Source organism: Alloalcanivorax venustensis ISO4 (genome assembly GCF_015356855.1).
Taxonomy (GTDB): Bacteria; Pseudomonadota; Gammaproteobacteria; order Pseudomonadales; family Alcanivoracaceae; genus Alloalcanivorax; species Alloalcanivorax venustensis.
Map to the genome: position 1 here is coordinate 54,643 of NZ_ARXR01000003.1, position 16,873 is coordinate 71,515.

At 65.8% G+C, this 16,873-nt stretch carries 15 protein-coding genes; 8 read left to right on the top strand and 7 right to left on the bottom strand.

Features of this window, described 5'->3' with window-relative positions:
* Positions 1-128 precede the first annotated feature (128 nt).
* From ISO4_RS02440 to secF, 7 genes are all read left to right on the top strand, one after another.
* The gene (locus tag ISO4_RS02440) at positions 129-758 is read left to right on the top strand and encodes a TetR/AcrR family transcriptional regulator (RefSeq protein WP_138774250.1); all 630 of its coding nucleotides are present in this window, start codon (positions 129-131) and stop codon (positions 756-758) included.
* A gap of 294 nt (positions 759-1,052) precedes the next feature.
* Positions 1,053-1,526: an RDD family protein gene (locus ISO4_RS02445; RefSeq protein WP_194855028.1), complete on the top strand. Its 474-nt coding sequence runs from the start codon at positions 1,053-1,055 to the stop codon at positions 1,524-1,526.
* 21 nt (positions 1,527-1,547) lie between these two features.
* Positions 1,548-2,600, top strand: a complete 1,053-nt coding sequence (gene queA, locus ISO4_RS02450) for a tRNA preQ1(34) S-adenosylmethionine ribosyltransferase-isomerase QueA (RefSeq protein ID WP_194855029.1) — start codon at positions 1,548-1,550, stop codon at positions 2,598-2,600.
* Positions 2,597-3,718: a tRNA guanosine(34) transglycosylase Tgt gene (gene tgt / locus ISO4_RS02455; RefSeq protein WP_194855117.1), complete on the top strand. Its 1,122-nt coding sequence runs from the start codon at positions 2,597-2,599 to the stop codon at positions 3,716-3,718. The genes queA and tgt overlap by 4 nt, the downstream gene beginning before the upstream one ends.
* Positions 3,719-3,741: 23 nt before the next feature.
* On the top strand, positions 3,742-4,071 hold the full coding sequence (gene yajC / locus ISO4_RS02460) for a preprotein translocase subunit YajC (RefSeq protein ID WP_142948983.1): 330 nt from the start codon (positions 3,742-3,744) through the stop codon (positions 4,069-4,071).
* A 29-nt stretch (positions 4,072-4,100) separates the two neighbouring features.
* Positions 4,101-5,981: a protein translocase subunit SecD gene (gene secD / locus ISO4_RS02465; RefSeq protein WP_194855030.1), complete on the top strand. Its 1,881-nt coding sequence runs from the start codon at positions 4,101-4,103 to the stop codon at positions 5,979-5,981.
* A gap of 7 nt (positions 5,982-5,988) precedes the next feature.
* Positions 5,989-6,915, top strand: coding sequence for a protein translocase subunit SecF (gene secF, locus ISO4_RS02470; protein ID WP_194855031.1), 927 nt, complete (start codon positions 5,989-5,991; stop codon positions 6,913-6,915).
* A 152-nt stretch (positions 6,916-7,067) separates the two neighbouring features.
* Here the strand turns inward: secF and ISO4_RS02475 are convergent, their stop codons facing one another.
* The 7 genes from ISO4_RS02475 to suhB all read right to left on the bottom strand — a co-directional run bounded on the left by ISO4_RS02475 (position 7,068) and on the right by suhB (position 15,910).
* Positions 7,068-8,270, bottom strand: coding sequence for a pyridoxal phosphate-dependent aminotransferase (locus ISO4_RS02475; protein ID WP_194855032.1), 1,203 nt, complete (start codon positions 8,268-8,270; stop codon positions 7,068-7,070).
* Between the two features lie 26 nt (positions 8,271-8,296).
* A complete protein-coding gene (locus ISO4_RS02480; protein WP_194855033.1) occupies positions 8,297-9,715 on the bottom strand; it encodes an amidase in 1,419 nt (472 codons plus the stop codon).
* A gap of 15 nt (positions 9,716-9,730) precedes the next feature.
* Complete coding sequence (locus ISO4_RS02485; protein WP_228547868.1) at positions 9,731-10,714, bottom strand: D-2-hydroxyacid dehydrogenase; 984 nt, start codon at positions 10,712-10,714, stop codon at positions 9,731-9,733.
* Between the two features lie 15 nt (positions 10,715-10,729).
* Entirely contained in the window at positions 10,730-11,980 is a 1,251-nt protein-coding gene (locus ISO4_RS02490; protein ID WP_194855034.1) for an aspartate aminotransferase family protein, read from the bottom strand.
* Between the two features lie 48 nt (positions 11,981-12,028).
* Positions 12,029-13,186 carry an isocitrate/isopropylmalate dehydrogenase family protein gene (locus tag ISO4_RS02495; protein WP_194855035.1) on the bottom strand — a complete coding sequence of 386 codons (1,158 nt, stop codon included), beginning with the start codon at positions 13,184-13,186 and terminating at the stop codon, positions 12,029-12,031.
* 115 nt (positions 13,187-13,301) lie between these two features.
* Complete coding sequence (locus ISO4_RS02500; protein ID WP_194855036.1) at positions 13,302-14,756, bottom strand: NAD-dependent succinate-semialdehyde dehydrogenase; 1,455 nt, start codon at positions 14,754-14,756, stop codon at positions 13,302-13,304.
* 332 nt (positions 14,757-15,088) lie between these two features.
* The gene (suhB, locus tag ISO4_RS02505; RefSeq protein WP_194855037.1) at positions 15,089-15,910 is read right to left on the bottom strand and encodes an inositol-1-monophosphatase; all 822 of its coding nucleotides are present in this window, start codon (positions 15,908-15,910) and stop codon (positions 15,089-15,091) included.
* Positions 15,911-16,063: 153 nt separating this feature from the next.
* On the opposite strand from suhB, the gene ISO4_RS02510 reads away from it, so the two are divergent.
* Positions 16,064-16,873 (top strand): RNA methyltransferase, encoded by an 810-nt coding sequence (locus ISO4_RS02510; RefSeq protein WP_142948970.1) that lies wholly within the window; start codon positions 16,064-16,066, stop codon positions 16,871-16,873.

Consider the following 16,873-nt stretch of genomic DNA (forward strand, 5'->3'; position numbering starts at 1 on the left):
AGAAAATCAGCGGGCCGCGCGGATCTTCGGCGTGACGAGCCATTACGGGGAAGTCGTCGGTCTGACGCAGGCAATGGACTCTCGCAATTCGGATTCGCGCCGTACCCCGAGGCCGGAGGAGAAAAACCATGAGAAAAAAGCGCCCGGCCGGTCCGGCCCGGTCTGATCGTCAGTTTGTATTGACATCCGCCGCTCGACTGTTTCGTGAGCAGGGCTATGACCGGACCACGGTGAAAGAAATCGCAAAAGCGTGTAATTTGCTGCCCGGCAGCCTTCATTACCGGTATCAGGCCAAGGAGGATATTCTTGTTGATCTGATGCGCCTTGGTTTGGAGCAAACCTCGACTGCTGTCTCCGAAGCCGTGGCCGGTGCGGCGGAACCCGTGGAGCAGTTGCGTAGAGGCATCAATGCGCACCTTCAGATGCTGGTCAGCGGCTCGGACATGGTCTATGTACTGTTGTTTGAGTGGCGTTCTCTGCGCGGCGAGGCACGTAAGGAGATGATCAAGTTGCGCGACCGTTATGAGTCCCTCTGGGCGACTATGCTCAAGTCACTGGCGGAGAAAGGGGTAATTCGAAAGGAAGTGGATCTTGATTTGCTGCGGCTTATAGGCCTCGGCGCGCTCAACTGGGTAGCCACCTGGTTTAGCGACGATGGTCGCTACACGCTAGAGGAGATAGGTGATTTTGTCTGGCGCATGATCCGGGACGCGGTGCTAAAGGAGCGCCGGCACGATGTGCGGACTGAATACGGTTGATCGGCGCCCCTATGGCTCTAACGTCAGGCCCCGGAGCATCGGCGCCTCGGTGAACCCCGCTCCGGCAAGGCGCGGTCTTTGGATTGATCACGACAGAAAGTTCGCCAGAAGTGGGTCTGGGCAAGAGGCGCCCGGTGGCGGATCATTGGCGGTTTTGAATCGGTTTCTGCTACACTCGCGCATTGGGCCAAGTCCCGCTCTGCTACCCAGCATGAAACGAAGCTCCCGCTAAACGCGGGCTTTTTATTCCGTATCCGTTCGTCGCCAGACGCTGGTCCGCCCGTCGGAGCCCCCATGATTGAAGACGCCAAACCCGCCGGTTTGCTCAAACGCTTTATGGCCCTGGTTTACGACGGCTTCCTGGTGATCGCCCTGTGGTTCGTCAGCGCCGGCCTGTTCGTGCTTCTCTATAACCATACCGGCCTGCCGGTGCAGGACATCAACGGCGTCACCCGCGCCGACCCGATGGTGCTGCGCGGCGTGCTGTTCCCGCTGCTGATCCTGGAAACCTGGGCCTTTTACGCCTGGTTCTGGCTGCACGGCGGCCAGACCCTCGGCATGCGCGCCTGGCGCCTGCAGGTGCGCGACTACCGGGGCGGCCCCATGCGTTTCTGGCAGACGGTGGCCCGTTTCGCCGCCGCCGGGCTGTCCTGGCTGACCCTCGGCGCCGGCTATCTGGTGGTGCTGGTGCACCCGCACCAGACCCTGCATGACCGCCTGTCGCTCACCGCCACCGTGGTGTTGCCCAAGGGCGCCAAGGCGGTCTGACCGGGGTGGAGGAATAACCGCGTGAGAGTCGACGACTTTGATTTTGACCTGCCGGAAGCGCTGATCGCCCGGCATCCCCCGGAGCGGCGCCGCGACGCCCGCCTGCTGGCGCTCACCCTGGACGCTCTGCAACACCAGCGGTTTCCCGATCTGGCCGACCATCTGCGCCCCGGCGACCTGCTGGTGTTCAATGACACCCGGGTGATTCCGGCCCGCCTGTTCGGCCACAAAAGCTCCGGCGGCCGGGTGGAAGTGCTGATCGAGCGGCTGCTGGAGGGCACCCGGGCGCTGGCCCATGTGCGCGCCTCCAAGTCGCCCAAGCCGGACACCGGGCTGGTGTTCGAGCAGGGCATCGGCGCCCGGGTCGAGGGCCGCCGTGGTGAGCTGTTCGAGCTGGATTTCACGGGCTGCGAGACCGCTCTGGAGGCGCTGGAACGCATCGGCCATGTGCCGCTGCCGCCCTACATCGACCGCCCCGACGAGGGCGCGGACCAGGAGCGCTACCAGACCGTGTATGCCCGCGAGCCCGGTGCCGTGGCGGCGCCCACCGCCGGCCTGCACTTCGACCAGCCGATGCTGGAGCATCTGCAGGCAATGGGGGTGGAAACCGGCTTCGTGACCCTGCACGTGGGGGCCGGCACCTTCCAGCCGGTGCGCGTGGAGAGGGTCGAGGACCACCCCATGCACAGCGAACGGTTCCGCGTCGAGCCCACCCTGGTGGATCAGGTCGCCGCCACCCGCGCCCGCGGCGGTCGGGTGGTGGCGGTGGGCACCACCGCCCTGCGCACCCTGGAGGCGGCCTCCGCCGGCGGCGCGCTGGAGGCCGGTGAATCGGAAACCGACATCTTTATTTATCCGGGCTATCGGTTCCGCCAGGTGGACGCGCTGGTCACCAACTTCCATTTGCCGCGTTCCACGCTGTTGATGCTGGTGAGCGCCTTCGCCGGCCGTGAGCGGGTGCTGGCGGCGTATGAGGAGGCGATCCGTGAACGCTACCGCTTCTTCAGTTACGGCGACGCCATGTTCATTGAAAGAGCGCCCGACGCGCAGCGAGGCTTGTCATGTCCCGAATGACCTTCCAGCACCTGGCCAGTGACGGCGCCGCCCGGCGCGGGCGGCTGACCTTCCCGCGCGGCAGTGTGGAAACCCCGGCGTTCATGCCGGTGGGCACCTACGGCACGGTCAAGGGCATGCTGCCCCGGGACCTGGAAGACATCGGCGCGGAGATCTGCCTCGGCAATACCTTCCATTTGATGCTGCGCCCCGGCACCGAAGTGATCGGCGCCCACGGCGGGCTGCACGGCTTCATGCAGTGGCAGCGGCCGATCCTCACCGATTCCGGCGGCTTCCAGGTGTTCAGCCTGGGCGAGATGCGCAAGATTTCCGAGCAGGGCGTGGTATTCCAGAGCCCGATCAACGGCGACCGCATTGAGCTCAATCCGGAAATCGCCATGCGCGTGCAGGCGGATCTGGACAGCGACATCTGCATGATTTTCGACGAATGCACGCCGTACCCGGCCACCGAGACCGAGGCCGCCGACTCCATGCGCCTATCCCTGCGCTGGGCGAAACGCTCCAAGCAGGCCCATTTCGACGATCTGGGGAACGATGCGGCCTGTTTCGGCATCGTACAGGGGGGCATGTACGACGCCCTGCGCCGCGAATCGCTGGACGGGCTGGTGGATATCGGCTTCGACGGCTATGCGGTGGGCGGCCTGAGCGTGGGCGAGCCCCAGGAAGAGATGCTGCGCACCCTGGGCGCGCTGACCCCGCACATGCCCGAGGACCGGCCCCGATATCTGATGGGGGTAGGGCGGCCCGAGGACATTGTCGAAGCGGTGCGGCGCGGCGTGGATATGTTTGACTGCGTGATGCCCACGCGCAACGCGCGCAACGGCCATATTTTCGTCGGCGAAGGCGTGCTCAAGATCCGCAACGCCCGGCACCGGCATGACCTGGGGCCGCTGGACGAAAACTGTGATTGCTATACCTGCCGGCATTTTTCGCGCAGCTATCTGCACCATCTGGATCGCTGCAACGAGATGCTCGGCGCGCAACTCAATACCATCCACAATCTGCGCCATTACCAGCGGCTGATGGCCGGATTGCGGGGGGCTATCGAAGCGGGTACATTGAGCGCCTTTATTAGCGACTTCTACGCGGCTTTGGGCCGTCCCGTACCCGCGATTTAACGACGATAACGTGGAGTAACGTCATGAACTGGTTGATTTCACCCGCGCACGCTCAAACCGGTGGGGCCGCTCCTGGCGGCGGCGGTATCGAGCTGATCATGCTGGTGGTAATGGTAGCGGTGTTCTACTTCTTCCTGATCCGTCCGCAGCAAAAGCGCGCCAAGGAACACAAGAATCTGGTCCAGAGCCTGAACAAAGGCGACGAAGTGATCACCAGCGGCGGCATTCTCGGCCGGGTGACCAAGGTCACCGACGATTTCGTGGTACTGGAAATCAGCGGCAACCTCGAGATCAAACTGCAGAAACAGAGTGTCCAGGCCACGTTGCCCAAAGGCACCATTAAATCCATATAAGTCCTCGCCGGCCGAACCGGAAGACCATTATGACCCGCTATCCGCGCTGGAAATTTTTCCTGCTCCTGGCCGTGCTATTGGGGTGCGGCCTCTATGCGCTGCCCAATCTTTATCCGGACGTTCCGGCCATTCAGATCAGTGCCAACGACGCCGGCGGCCAGGTGCCGGTGCCGGTTCGCGACCGGGTGCTGGGCGCCCTCGACGACGCCGGCATCGAACACGGCGAAGGCGAAACCATCAACAATTCCTGGATGGTGCGCCTGGAGAGCACGGACGCGCAGCTGCGGGCCCGCGAGCGTATTTCCAGCCTGCTCGGCGAAGAGTACGTGGTGGCGCTTAATCTGGCCCCCACCACGCCGGACTGGCTGCGCGCGGTGGGCGCCTCGCCCATGAACCTGGGCCTGGACCTGCGTGGCGGGGTGCACTTCCTGCTGCAGGTGGACATGGCCACGGTGATCGAGCAGCGCATGGACGCCTGGTCCGGCCAGGCCAAGCTAACGCTGCGCAACGAGGGCATCCGCTACCGCAGCGTGGACATCGAAGGCCAGAAGCTGGTCATCACCCTGGACGACCAGATCGCCGCCGACGCGGCGCGGGCGCCGCTGCGCACCGCGCTGCCGGAGTTCACCCTGGACCAGTCCGAGGAACGGCCCCGGCTGACCCTGACGCTGAACCAGAGCACGCTGGATGAGCTGCAGGATTACGCCGTCGACCAGAACCGCACCGCGCTGAACAACCGGGTCAACGAGCTGGGCGTGGGCAACGCGGTGGTGCAGCGCCAGGGCGCCGACCGCATCGTGGTGCAGCTGCCCGGTGTGCAGGACGCCTCCCAGGCGCGCCGTATTCTCGGCCGCACCGCGACCCTGGAATTCCGTCTGGTCGCCGACCAGTACTCCTCCAGCCGGGCCAGCACCGGCATCGCGCCGCCGGGCACCGAGATTTTCCCGTTCAAATCCCAGAACGACCGGCCGGTGATTCTGGAGAAATCCAAGATCGCCACCGGTGATCAGGTCACCAACGCGCAGATGGGCTTCGACCAGCAAAGCGGCACGCCCCAGGTGAACGTGGAGCTGGACTCCACCGGCGCGCGCAGCATGCAGCGGGTGACCAGCAAGAACGTGGGCAACCCCATGTCGGTGCTGTTCATCGAGACCAAGACGGTGATGAAAACCGTCGAGGACGAGGACGGCGAGCGCCGTCAGGTGCCGGAAAGCACCACCGACCAGTACGTGATCAACGTGGCCACCATCCAGGACACCCTGGGCAGCCGCTTCCGGATCACCGGTCTGGACAGCCCGGCGGAAGCCTCGGAGCTGGCCCTGCTGCTGCGCGCCGGTTCCCTGGCGGCGCCGGTGACCATCGTTGAAGAGCGCACCATCGGCCCCAGCCTGGGCCAGGAAAATATCGAGGCCGGCCTCAAGTCGATGGCGCTGGGCATGGCCCTGGTGCTGCTGTTCATGGTGATCTGGTACAAGGTGTTCGGCCTGTTCGCCAATGTGGCGCTGCTCGGCAACCTGGTGATCATCGTCGGCGTGATGTCGTTGATCCCCGGCGCCACGCTCACCCTGCCGGGCATCGCCGGTATCGTGTTGACCGTGGGCATGGCGGTGGACGCCAACGTGCTGATCTACGAGCGTATCCGCGAGGAGCTGCGTAACGGCCGGCGTCCGCGCGAGGCGATCGAAGAGGGCTACGGCCGCGCCTTCACCACCATTCTGGACGCCAACATCACCACCATGATCGTGGCGGTGATCCTGTTCTCCGCGGGCACCGGCTCCGTGCAGGGCTTCGCGGTGACGCTGTTCATCGGCATTCTGTCCTCCATGTTCACGGCCATCATCGGTACCCGCGCGCTGGTGGAAATGACCTACGGCCGGGGCGCCCGCGCGCCGGCCAAACTGAGTATCTGAGGCGGTTATGAGTAAGGCTCCCGCGAAGCACATCAACTTCATGGCGCCGCGCAAGGTGCTCGGCATACTGTCGATCGCCCTGGTGGTGATCTCCATCGCGCTGCTCGCCACCCGCGGCCTGAACCTGGGCCTGGACTTCACCGGCGGCACCTCGGTGGTGGTGAAGAGCGAGCAGGATCTGGACCTCGACCAGGTGCGCGGCGCCGTCGCCGAGCGCGGCTTCAGCGACGCCATTGTTCAGCAGTACGGCTCCGCCCGGGAAGTCAGCATCCGCGTGGCGCCCACCGAAGGCGTGGAAGCCGACCAGGTGGGCGGCATGGTGTTCGAGGCGGTGAACGCCGAGATCGACAACCTGGAGCTGCTCAAGGTGGAGTTCGTCGGCCCCCAGGTGGGCGACGAGCTGCGTGACCAGTCCGGCCTCGCCATGCTGATGGCGCTGGGCCTGATGCTGGTCTATGTGTGGTTCCGGTTCACCAACAAGTTCGGGGTCGCCACCGTGGCCGCGCTGCTGCACGACGTGATCATCGTGCTGGGCCTGTTCTCCCTGCTGCAGTGGCACTTCGATCTGACCGTGCTGGCGGCGATCCTGGCCCTGATCGGCTACTCGCTGAACGACTCCATCGTGGTCGCTGACCGGATACGCGAGAACTTCCGCAACACCCGGGAAACCGACCCGGAAAAAATCGTCAACGACGCCATCAACGAAATGCTCAACCGCACCATCAACACCTCCGTGACCACCGCCCTGGTGCTGCTGGCGCTGTTCTTCTTCGGCGGCGAAGTGATGCGCTCGTTCTCGGAAGCCTTGCTGGTGGGCATCGTCGTGGGTACCTACTCGTCCATCTACGTGGTCGCCAACCTGATCTTCACCCTCAACGTCACCAAGGAAGACTTCCTGGTCGTCGAAAAAGAAGAAATCGACGAAATGCCCTAAAAGCAGTTGATAGTGGACAGTTGATAGTTGATAGCTAAACGACGCGTCGAGCGTTGTCATCACGAAAAAGGCCGTGCCCGCGAATGAACGCTGGCACGGCCTTTTTTTGTTTTTCAGCTATCAACTGTCAACTATCAACTGTCCATTGCTCTTCACCAGTCTTGTTTTTCCATCCAGGGGATGATGCGTTCGAAGGCGGCTTCGATCTGGTCCAGGGAGGTGGAGTAGCTGATGCGCAGGGCGTTGCTGCAGCTGTCGCCGAAGGTTTCCCCGGCGACCGTGCAGACGCCGGTTTCGCGCAGCAGTTTGAGCGCCACGTTGCCGCCGTTGACGCCTTCCGGCAGCGACGGGAACAGGTAGAAGGCGCCGTCCGGCCGGTAACCGGTAAGGTGTGGTGTGGCCTTCACCAGGTCCACCAGCCGGTCGCGGCGGCGCTGGTACTCCACCAGCATGTTGTCGATGAAGGTGCGCTCGCCGCGCAGCGCCGCCACCCCGGCCCATTGGCAGGGCGTGTTGGCCACGGTGGTGGTGAACATGTGGTAGCGGCGCAATTTCTTGATCGCGCCCTGGCTGGCCATCAACCAGCCGATGCGCATGCCCGCCATGCTGAAGGTTTTCGAGAAGCTGGAGATCACCATCACATGGTCCAGGTCCGAGCAGCAGGACAGCACGCTCGGGTACTCCTTGCCGTCGTACACCAGATGGTCGTAGACCTCGTCGCTGATCACGTACACGCCCCGGTAGGCCGCTTCCTGCACGATCGCTTCCACGGTGTCGCGGGGATAGATGGTGCCGGTGGGGTTGCTCGGCGAGTTGAGCACGATGGCGTAGGTGTTCGGGCCGATGGCGTCGATCACTTCCTGCGGGTCCAGCTGGTGCTGGTTCTCCGCATGGGTGGGGATCGATTTCACCACGCCGCCGTTCATGCGGATCAGCGGCGCGTAGAGCATGAACGAGGGCTCCGGCACGATGAACTCCCGGCCCGGCGCCGAGGTGGCGGTGAGCGCCAGGTACAGCGCCTCGGTGGCGCCGGTGGTGATCATAATGTTTTCCGGCACCAGGGTGCGGTTGTAGCGTTCCCCGTAGTATTCCGCCAGGGCTTCCAGCAGCTCGGGCAGGCCGGCGTCCATGGTGTAGCCGGTCTGGCCCGCGTGCAGGGCGTTCACCGCCGCTTCCACCACATGCTCCGGCGGCTTCAGGTCCGGCTGCCCGATGGACAAATGGATCACGTCCTCCATGGTCGACGCCAGGTTCACCATGCGGCGGATGCCGGGCACCGGGATGGTCAGCAGGGCCGGGTTCCAGATCGGGTCTTCGGTTTCGTAAAAGTCCGTGTCCAGGTTGATGCTGCTCATATCACCGCTCCCTTGTTAAAGACGGTTCATGCGGTTGCGCCGGCCAGAGCCAGCGATGGACGGTCGGTGAAAGGACGGAGCTGTTCGAACAAATGCCCGGCCTTGAGCACCTGTTCGTCCGCGAAGCGGCGGCCGACGATCTGCAGCCCCATGGGCAGGCCGTCGCCGGCCAGTCCCAGTGGCACGGACAGCGCCGGCTGGCCGGTCATGTTGAAAGGGTAGGTGAACGGCGTCCAGGTGGGCCAGCGGGTGTTGGGCCAGTCCGGCGGCACCTCCCGGTTGGTCTCGAAGGCGGTGATCGGCAGGGTCGGGGTGATCAGCAGATCGTACTTCTGATGGAACACCGCCATCCGCTCCGAGAGCGCCATGCGTTCGTTCACCGCCGCCAGGTAGTCGAGCATGGACAGGCGCTCGGCCTTGGCCACCACCTGCATCAGGCCCGGGTCCATCTGTTCGCGCTGGCGCGGCGTCAGGTCGCGGCAGGCGTTGGCGGCGCCGCCGTAGAACAGGTGGCCGAAGGCGGCCAGCGGGTTGCTGAAGCCCGGGTCCACTTCCACCACGGTGGCGCCCAGGTCGCGGAACACCTCCACGGCGGCGGCGCAGGCCCGTTCGATGTCCGGGTCCACGTCCACGTAACCCAGGTTATTGCTGTAGGCGATGCGCAGCCCGGACAGGTCGCCCTCCAGGGCACCCAGATAATCGGTGCCGCGCCGTGGCGCCGCCTGGGAATCGCGCGGGTCGGTTTCGCAGAGCACCTGCATCATCAGCGCGGCGTCGGCCACGGTGCGGGTCATCGGGCCGGCGTGGGCCAGAGTGCCGAACGGGCTGGCCGGCCAGTGCGGCACTTCACCGAAGGTGGGCTTGTGGCCGACGATGCCGCAGAACCCGGCCGGAATACGGATCGAGCCACCGGCGTCGGTGCCCAGGGCCAGGGGCGCCATGCAGGCGGACACCGCCGCGGCGGACCCGCCGCTGGAGCCGCCGGCGGTTTTGGAAGGGTCCCAGGGATTGTTGGTGGGGCCGCACGCCGGGCTGTCGGTGACCCCTTTCCAGCCGAACTCCGGGGTGGTGGTCTTGCCCAGCGGCACGTAACCGTGGCGCTCCAGCGCCGCGGTGGCCGGCGAGCGCTTATTCAGCGTGCTCGCCCCGTCGATGGTGCGGGAGCCTTTCAGCGTGGGCCACATGGGCGTCAAGAACACATCCTTCACCGCCACCGGAATGCCGTCCAGCAATCCCTGGACCTCGCCTTTCATGTAGCGTTGTTCCGACGCCCTGGCGATCTCCAGCGTGGTGTCACGGTCGATCAGGCACCAGGCGTTGATAGCGTGGTCGTGATGCTGCACATGATCGAGCAGATCCGCCGCCACCTCCACCGGTGACAGCTCCCGGCGTTCGAACGCCTTCTTCAATTCCAGCGCACTCAGGGTCCGCAGTTCCTCGCTCATGAATGTGCCTCCTTTTCAGCGGCGACCATAGCCGCGTGCCGTATCCACCGGGTTGGCCAGCGGTTGCCCGCGCCGCCAGCGTTGAAAGTTATCGACGAACTGTTCGCCCAGCGCCTGCCGCCAGCCGACGAAATCACCGGCCATGTGCGCGGACAGCATCACATTGGGATAGCGCCACAGCGGGTGCTCCGGCGGCAGCGGTTCTTCCTCGAACACATCCAGGGCGGCGCCGGCCAGCCGCCCGCTGTCCAGCGCACCGAGCAGGGAGCCGGTGCGGACCACGGCGCCCCGGCCCACGTTGATGAAGACCGCGCCGGGTTTCATCAGGCGGAAATGACGGTCATCGAACAGGCCCCGGGTGTCCTCGGTAAGCGGCGCCGCCACGATCACGTAATCCGCGTCCCCCAGCAGAGCCGGCAGATCTTCCTGCCGGTGCACCCGGGCGAAAGCCGAATCCTGACGGGCCCGGCGCGCGGTGCCGATCACCTCCATGCCTAGGGCGCCCAGCACGGTGGCGATTTCCCGGCCGATTGAGCCGGCGCCCACCACCAGCGCCCGCGCGCCGCGGATCAGGGTGGTCTCCCTATGCCGCCAGCGCCGCTCCCGTTGCAGCGCCAGATTGGTCAGGGTGTCCTTGGCGAACAGCAACACCGCGCCGAGCACGTACTCGGCAATGCCCCGATCAAAAATGCCCGAGGCATTGGTGACCGGGAAATCGCCGTTCTGGATCGGCGGGATCATCAAGGCGTCCACGCCCGCGCTGGTGGCGTGCACCCAGCGTATCGGGCAGGGGTCGGGCCAGGCGGCCTCCAGGGCCTCGACGCGGAAATCGGTCACCACCAGGATGTCGGTTTCCGCCAACGCCTCGACGAGGCCGTTGTCGCCCCGCACTTCGCGTATCGTCGCCTCCCCGCGCAACCGTTCCAGGCCGGGCAGGGCGGGTTCGTCCTCGGCCAGCAGAACGGTCACCCGGGGCTCTCGCAATGCGCCTGCGCTCATGGCGTCTCCTTTCATTCAGCGGGTTTCTTCGAGCGCGTCCTGGAACAGGTCCACTGCTTGATCGATCTCCTGACGGCTGGCGGTGAGCGGCGGCAGCCAGCGAACCACCTGGCCGTGAATGCCGCAACGCAGCAACAGCAGGCCGTTCTGTTCGCACGCCTTGAGCAGGGCGGCGGCCCGGTCGCCGTCGGGCTGGCCCGGTGCCTTGACCATTTCCATGCCCAGCATCAGGCCCATGCCACGCACTTCGTCGATGCAGTCGTGGCGGTCGCGCAGCGCTTGCAGACGTTCGAGCAGATAGGCCCCCTCGCTGGCGGCGTGGCCGACCAGGTCTTCCTGTTCCATCACGTCCAGGGTCGCCAGCGCGGCGGCGCAGGCCACCGCGTTGGCGCCGTAGGTGCCGCCCTGGGAACCCGGTGCGCCGCTCGACATCAGCGCCCGGCTGGCGGCGACGGCGGATAACGGGTAGCCGCTGGCCAGGCCCTTGGCGGTGATCAGCATGTCCGGGCGCACGTCGAAGTGTTCATGGCTCCAAAAGCGTCCGGTGCGGCCGTAGCCGGCCTGGATCTCATCGGCGATCAGCAGGATGCCGTGCCGGTCGCACCGTTCGCGCAGGCCCTGCATGAAGCGCTTGGTGGCGGGGTAGTAGCCGTATTCCCCCTGCACCGGCTCGATGATCATGGCGGCGGTGTCCGAGGGCGCGGACTGGGTCATCAGCACGTGGTCGAGCTCGCGCAGACAGAAATCCACCGTCTCGTCCTCGCTCCAGCCGTAGCGGTAACTGTGCGGGAAGGGGCTGAAGCTGACGCCGGCCATCAGCGGTTGCCAGCCGGTGCGGACCTTGGTGGTGGAGGTGGTCATCGAGGCCGCCGCCAGGGTGCGGCCGTGAAAGCCACCGGTGAAGGCGATGATATTGGGCCGACCGGACGCCTGGCGGGCCAGACGCAGCGCGGTCTCCACCGCTTCGCTGCCGGAGTTGGAGAACGCCACCGCGTCGAGGTTGCGCGGCAGGTGCTCGTAAAGCCGGTCGGTGAGACGCAGCATATTGGGGTGGGTGACGGTGGCGTACTGGGCGTGCACCAGTTTGCCGACCTGATCGCGGGCGGCTTCCACCACCTTGGGGTGGCAGTGGCCGGTGGCGGTAACGCCGATGCCCGATGTGAAATCCAGCCAGCGACGGCCTTCGCCGTCAAACAACCAGCTTCCTTCGCCCCGTTCCGCGCAGATCCCGCTGGACTGCACCAAAAGTGGAGACAGATGATTCATGGCTTGCTCCTCCATACCCGATTCCCGGGCGGAGGTATCCGCTGAGATTCAGCGGCCCCCGCCCAGGGCGCCTTGAATCCGCGCACCGACTTCGTCGGTGCCGCACGCCGGGTGCCCGGCGGCGAGGTCCGACACCAGCGTCTCATGCAAATGCTGGGCCGCGCCATAAAAAATCGGCTCTTTTTCCCCCATCCATTCCAGCATCAACGCCAGGCTGAAAAGCGTGGCGCGCGGGTCGGCGATGCCCTGGCCAGCGATGTCCGGCGCCGAACCATGGGTGGGTTCGAACAGTGCCGGCTGCGACGGGTCCGCCGGATTCAGGTTGGCCGACGGCGCCACGCCCAGACCGCCGGCCAGCACCGCCGCCAGATCGGTGAGGATGTCGCCGTGCAGGTTGCTCGCCACCACCACGTCGAAGCGCCAGGGCGCCTGCACGAATTTCATCGCCGCCGCGTCCACCAGTTCATGGTGGGTGGCCACGTCCGGGTAGTCCGCGGCCACTTCCTCGAATACCCGATCATAGAGCGTGCCCCAGAACGCCTGGGCGTTGCGTTTGGTGATCAGGCACACCTGCGATTCACGGGGCTCGCCGTCGGCGCCGTCGAAGCGGCGTGGGCTGTCCGAAGCAGCCCGTTCGGCGGCACGCTGCCGGGCGCGTTCGAAGGCGTGGCGTATCAGCCGCTCGGTGGCGGTGTAGGTGAAAACCTCCAGCTGCGTGGCGATTTCCTCACGGGTGTCCGCGCGTAGCCGGCCGCCCTGGCCGACATATTCGCCTTCGCTGTTTTCACGGATCACCAGCATATCCAGATCGCGGGCGCGATCATCGGCCAGGTATTGAACGGTGCCGGGGTAAAAGCGGGCGGGCCGTTCGCAGGCCCACAGGTCCAGACCCTTGCGCAGGGTCAGCAACGGCGCCAGGGAGACGCCGTCGGGAAGCCAGTAACGTTGCGGATCGCTGAGCGGCCCCGGGTCACCCAGGGCGCCCAGCAGCAGGGCCTGGTACTCACGCAGCCGTGGCAGCGCGTCCTCCGGCATCATGGCGCCGTGGCGCCGGTGCCAGTCGGTGGCCGGCCACGGCAGCACGTCGTACGCCAGGGGCAGGTCGTGGCCGTGGATCAGCGTCTTGAGCACCGCCTCGGCCACGGCCATCACCTCCTGGCCGATGCCGTCGCCAGGAAGCAGCGCTACTCGCAATGTGTTGACCATGCGCCTCTCCCCAAATGGCTGTCCGTTCGTGGTGGGCCAAATGCGATACAGGATTCAGGATGAAGGATACAGGGGACTCCTGTGTATCCTGAATCCTGCAACCTGCATCGTTTTTTCAGCCCATGCAGAGGTACTTCACCTCCATGTACTCTTCCATGCCCTGGTGGGAGCCTTCGCGGCCCAGGCCGGACTCCTTGACGCCGCCGAACGGTGCCGCCGCGTTGGAAATCAGGCCTTCGTTGATGCCCACCATGCCGGCTTCCAGCGCTTCGGCCACGCGCCACACGCGGTGGATGTTCTCGCTGTAGAAATAGGAGGCCAGACCGAACGGCGTGTCGTTGGCGATGCGGATGCCTTCCTGCTCGTCCTTGAAACGGATCACCGCCGCCAGCGGGCCGAAGGTTTCCTCGTGGCAGAATTCCATGTCGGCGGTGGCACCGGTGATCAGTGTGGGCTGAACGAAGTTGCCGCCGCGCTCATGGGCGCCGCCGCCGAGCACCACCTTGGCGCCCTTGGATTTGGCGTCCTCGATATGCTCAAGCACTTTCTTGGCGGCGCCGGCGTTGATCAGCGGCGCCTGGGTGACGCCTTCCTCGAAGCCGTCGCCGACTTTCAGTTTCTCCATCGCCGCCTTGAGTTTTTCCACGAACGCATCGTGCACGCCGTCCTGCACCAGGAAGCGGTTCACGCACACGCAGGTCTGGCCGGTGTTGCGGAACTTGCTGGCGATGGCGCCTTCCACGGCCTTGTCCAGATCGGCGTCGTCGAACACCAGGAAGGGCGCGTTGCCGCCCAGTTCCAGGGACACCTTCTGGATGTGCTCGGCGCAGTTGGCCATCAGCTGGCTGCCCACCTCGGTGGAGCCGGTGAAGCTCACTTTGCGCACCACCGGCGAGCTGGTGATGGTGTCGGCGATGGCCGCCGCGGAGCCGGTGATGATGTTGATCACACCGGCGGGGATGCCGGCGCGTTGGGCCAGCTCGGCCAGCGCGAAGGCGGAATAGGGGGTGGCGCTGGCGGGCTTGACCACCATGGTGCAGCCCGCCGCCAGGGCGGCGCCGGCCTTGCGGGTGATCATCGACGCCGGGAAGTTCCACGGCGTGATCGCGGCGGTCACACCGATGGCCTGCTTGATCACGACGATGTGCTGGCCGGGCTTGGCGCCGGGGATGGTGTCGCCGTAGGCGCGGCGGGCTTCCTCGGCGAACCACTTGATGAACGACGCGGCGTAGGCGATCTCGCCCTTGGATTCCGCCAGCGGCTTGCCCTGTTCCAGGGTCATCAGCGCGCCCAGGTCGTCCTGGTGCTCCATCATCAGGTTGTACCAGGCGTACAGCAGGTCGGCCCGCTCGCCGGCGGTCTTGGCACGCCAGGCCGGCAGCGCGTTGTCGGCGGCGGCGATCGCTTGCAGGGTGTCCGCTTCCTTCATGCGCGGCACGGTGCCGATGATCTCACCGTTGGAGGGATTGTCCACGTCGATGGTGGCGCCGTCCTCGGCGTCGCACCACTGGCCGTTGATAAAGCACTGCTGGCGGAAAAGGGACGGATCCTTGAGGTTGAACTGGGTCATCGGGAGCTCTCCTGAAAGCGTTCTTAGCGCGAAAAAAATCAATGCTTCAACGCTAGCAGAGCTCGGCGCCCAGGCCTATCCCTTATGGATGGGTTTTACGCATCGGGGCGAGAGGAAGAAACAGCTGCAAGCCTCAAGCGGCAAGCAGGTCGTGCTACGGAGTGGCTTGTAGGAGCGGGCCTTGCCCGCGAAAGGGTGGCCCTGGCCACCCGGCGGGATACCAGAGGCGTTGTTGGCACCACCGTTAGAGACGCCTCTGGGATCCTGCCGGCCGGCTTTGCCGGCCTTTCGCTTGCAAGCAAGCTCCCACAGCCCGCTCCCACAGGCCCGGCTCAGCCGCGCTTAAGACTGTCGGTCAGGTGCGGTTTGATCTTCTGCAACAAGCCTTTGAACACTTTCGGGGTGCCGGCCACGATGTTGCCGCGCTGCAGGTGGCTGTGGCCGCCGGCCACGTCGCCCACCAGGCCGCCGGCCTCGGTGATCAGCAGCGTGCCCGCCGCCATGTCCCATTCCTGCAGGCCCAGCTCGAAGAAGCCGTCCATGCGGCCGGCGGCCACCCAGGCCAGGTCCAGCGCCGCGGCGCCGGGCCGGCGCAGGCCGGCGGTGGATTCCGCCACCGCACGGAACATGCCCATGTAGGCGTCCATGTAGGCCATCTGGTCGTTGCGGAACGGGAAACCGGTGCCGATCAGAGCGCCGTCCAGGCCGGCCCGGTTGGTGACGCGCAGGCGGCGGCCGTTGAGGGCCGCGCCACGGCCCCGGCTGGCGGTGAATTCTTCCTCGCGTAGCGGATCGTAGACCACCGCATGCTCCACCTTGCCTTTGACTTTCAAGGCGATGGACACCGCGTACTGCGGCAGGCCGTGGATAAAGTTGGTGGTGCCGTCGAGCGGATCGATCACCCACAGGTAATCGGCGCCGGCGCCGGTGCCCGGCTGCTCGCCGCTTTCCTCGGCGAGAATGCCGTGCTCGGGGTAGGCTTTGCGGATGGCGTCGATGATGCGTGCTTCCGCGGCCCGGTCCACCTGGGTGACGAAGTCGTTGGCCGCCTTCCGGTCCACGGACAGGGGGTCGTTGTTCTCCGCCGCGCGGCGGATCAGGTTGCCGGCCTGGCGGGCGGCTCGCAGGGCAATGTTCACTTGCGGCGCGTGCATGCAATCATCCTGTCGGGTTCAAAGAGCGCGATCACCCGCTGCGGCGGGGCCGGCGGGCGTTTCGGGAGGCGGATTGTAACAGAGCCGGAGGGAGGAGGGCAGATCAGAATCTGCTAGACTAACGCGCTCTCCATTCCCGGATTCGGATACCTCATGTTAGAGAACGTGCGCGTGGTGATGGTGGAAACCACGCACCCCGGCAACATCGGCGCCGCCGCCCGAGCCATGAAGACCATGGGGCTGGCGGACCTGCGTCTGGTCAGCCCGGCGGTCTATCCCAGCGCCGAGGCCACCGCCCGCGCCTCCGGCGCCGGCGATGTGCTCAGCGCCGCGCGGGTCTGCGCCGACCTGGACGAAGCCCTCGAAGGCGCCACCCTGGTGATCGGCACCAGCGCGCGCCAGCGGCGCATTCCCTGGCCCTGCCTGACGCCGCGCCAACTGAGCGCCCAGCTGCAACGCGAGCCGGAAAGCACCCGCATCGCGGTGCTGTTCGGGCGCGAGGACCGCGGCCTGACCAACGACGAACTGCGCCGCTGCAACCTGCACGTGACGGTGCCCGCCAACCCGGACTACGGCGTGCTAAACGTGGCGTCGGCGGTGCAGCTGATCGCCTATGAACTGCGGCTGGCGCTGGTCGGCGAGGACGCCGACCTGCCCGAGGCCCGCGCCCGCCGCGAGGCCATGCCGCTGCCGGAAATGTTCTGGGATGAGCCGCCGGCCAGTAACCAGGCGGTGGCCGGCTTTCTGGATCACCTGGAACAGGTGATGACCGAGAGCGGCTTCCTGAACCCGGAGCAGCCCGGTCAGGTGATGACGCGCATGCGGCGATTGTTCCTGCGCGCTCGTCCGGACAAAATGGAAATCAGCATCCTGCGCGGTACGCTGGTGGCGATACAGAAGCACGCCGCTCGCCAGGCGGCGGACACGCCCCGCGACGACGAGCCGGGGACCAGGCAGAGGTAA

What these genes read in the sequence shown, in the direction of transcription:
- ISO4_RS02440 (WP_138774250.1), top strand. Translation starts at nt 129, where the DNA reads ATGAGAAAAAAGCGCCCGGCCGGTCCGGCCCGGTCTGATCGTCAGTTT.
- ISO4_RS02445 (WP_194855028.1), top strand. Translation starts at nt 1,053, where the DNA reads ATGATTGAAGACGCCAAACCCGCCGGTTTGCTCAAACGCTTTATGGCC.
- tgt (WP_194855117.1), top strand. Translation starts at nt 2,597, where the DNA reads ATGACCTTCCAGCACCTGGCCAGTGACGGCGCCGCCCGGCGCGGGCGG.
- yajC (WP_142948983.1), top strand. Translation starts at nt 3,742, where the DNA reads ATGAACTGGTTGATTTCACCCGCGCACGCTCAAACCGGTGGGGCCGCT.
- secD (WP_194855030.1), top strand. Translation starts at nt 4,101, where the DNA reads ATGACCCGCTATCCGCGCTGGAAATTTTTCCTGCTCCTGGCCGTGCTA.
- secF (WP_194855031.1), top strand. Translation starts at nt 5,989, where the DNA reads ATGAGTAAGGCTCCCGCGAAGCACATCAACTTCATGGCGCCGCGCAAG.
- ISO4_RS02475 (WP_194855032.1), bottom strand. Translation starts at nt 8,270, where the DNA reads ATGAGCAGCATCAACCTGGACACGGACTTTTACGAAACCGAAGACCCG.
- ISO4_RS02480 (WP_194855033.1), bottom strand. Translation starts at nt 9,715, where the DNA reads ATGAGCGAGGAACTGCGGACCCTGAGTGCGCTGGAATTGAAGAAGGCG.
- ISO4_RS02485 (WP_228547868.1), bottom strand. Translation starts at nt 10,714, where the DNA reads ATGAGCGCAGGCGCATTGCGAGAGCCCCGGGTGACCGTTCTGCTGGCC.
- ISO4_RS02490 (WP_194855034.1), bottom strand. Translation starts at nt 11,980, where the DNA reads ATGAATCATCTGTCTCCACTTTTGGTGCAGTCCAGCGGGATCTGCGCG.
- ISO4_RS02495 (WP_194855035.1), bottom strand. Translation starts at nt 13,186, where the DNA reads ATGGTCAACACATTGCGAGTAGCGCTGCTTCCTGGCGACGGCATCGGC.
- ISO4_RS02500 (WP_194855036.1), bottom strand. Translation starts at nt 14,756, where the DNA reads ATGACCCAGTTCAACCTCAAGGATCCGTCCCTTTTCCGCCAGCAGTGC.
- suhB (WP_194855037.1), bottom strand. Translation starts at nt 15,910, where the DNA reads ATGCACGCGCCGCAAGTGAACATTGCCCTGCGAGCCGCCCGCCAGGCC.
- ISO4_RS02510 (WP_142948970.1), top strand. Translation starts at nt 16,064, where the DNA reads ATGTTAGAGAACGTGCGCGTGGTGATGGTGGAAACCACGCACCCCGGC.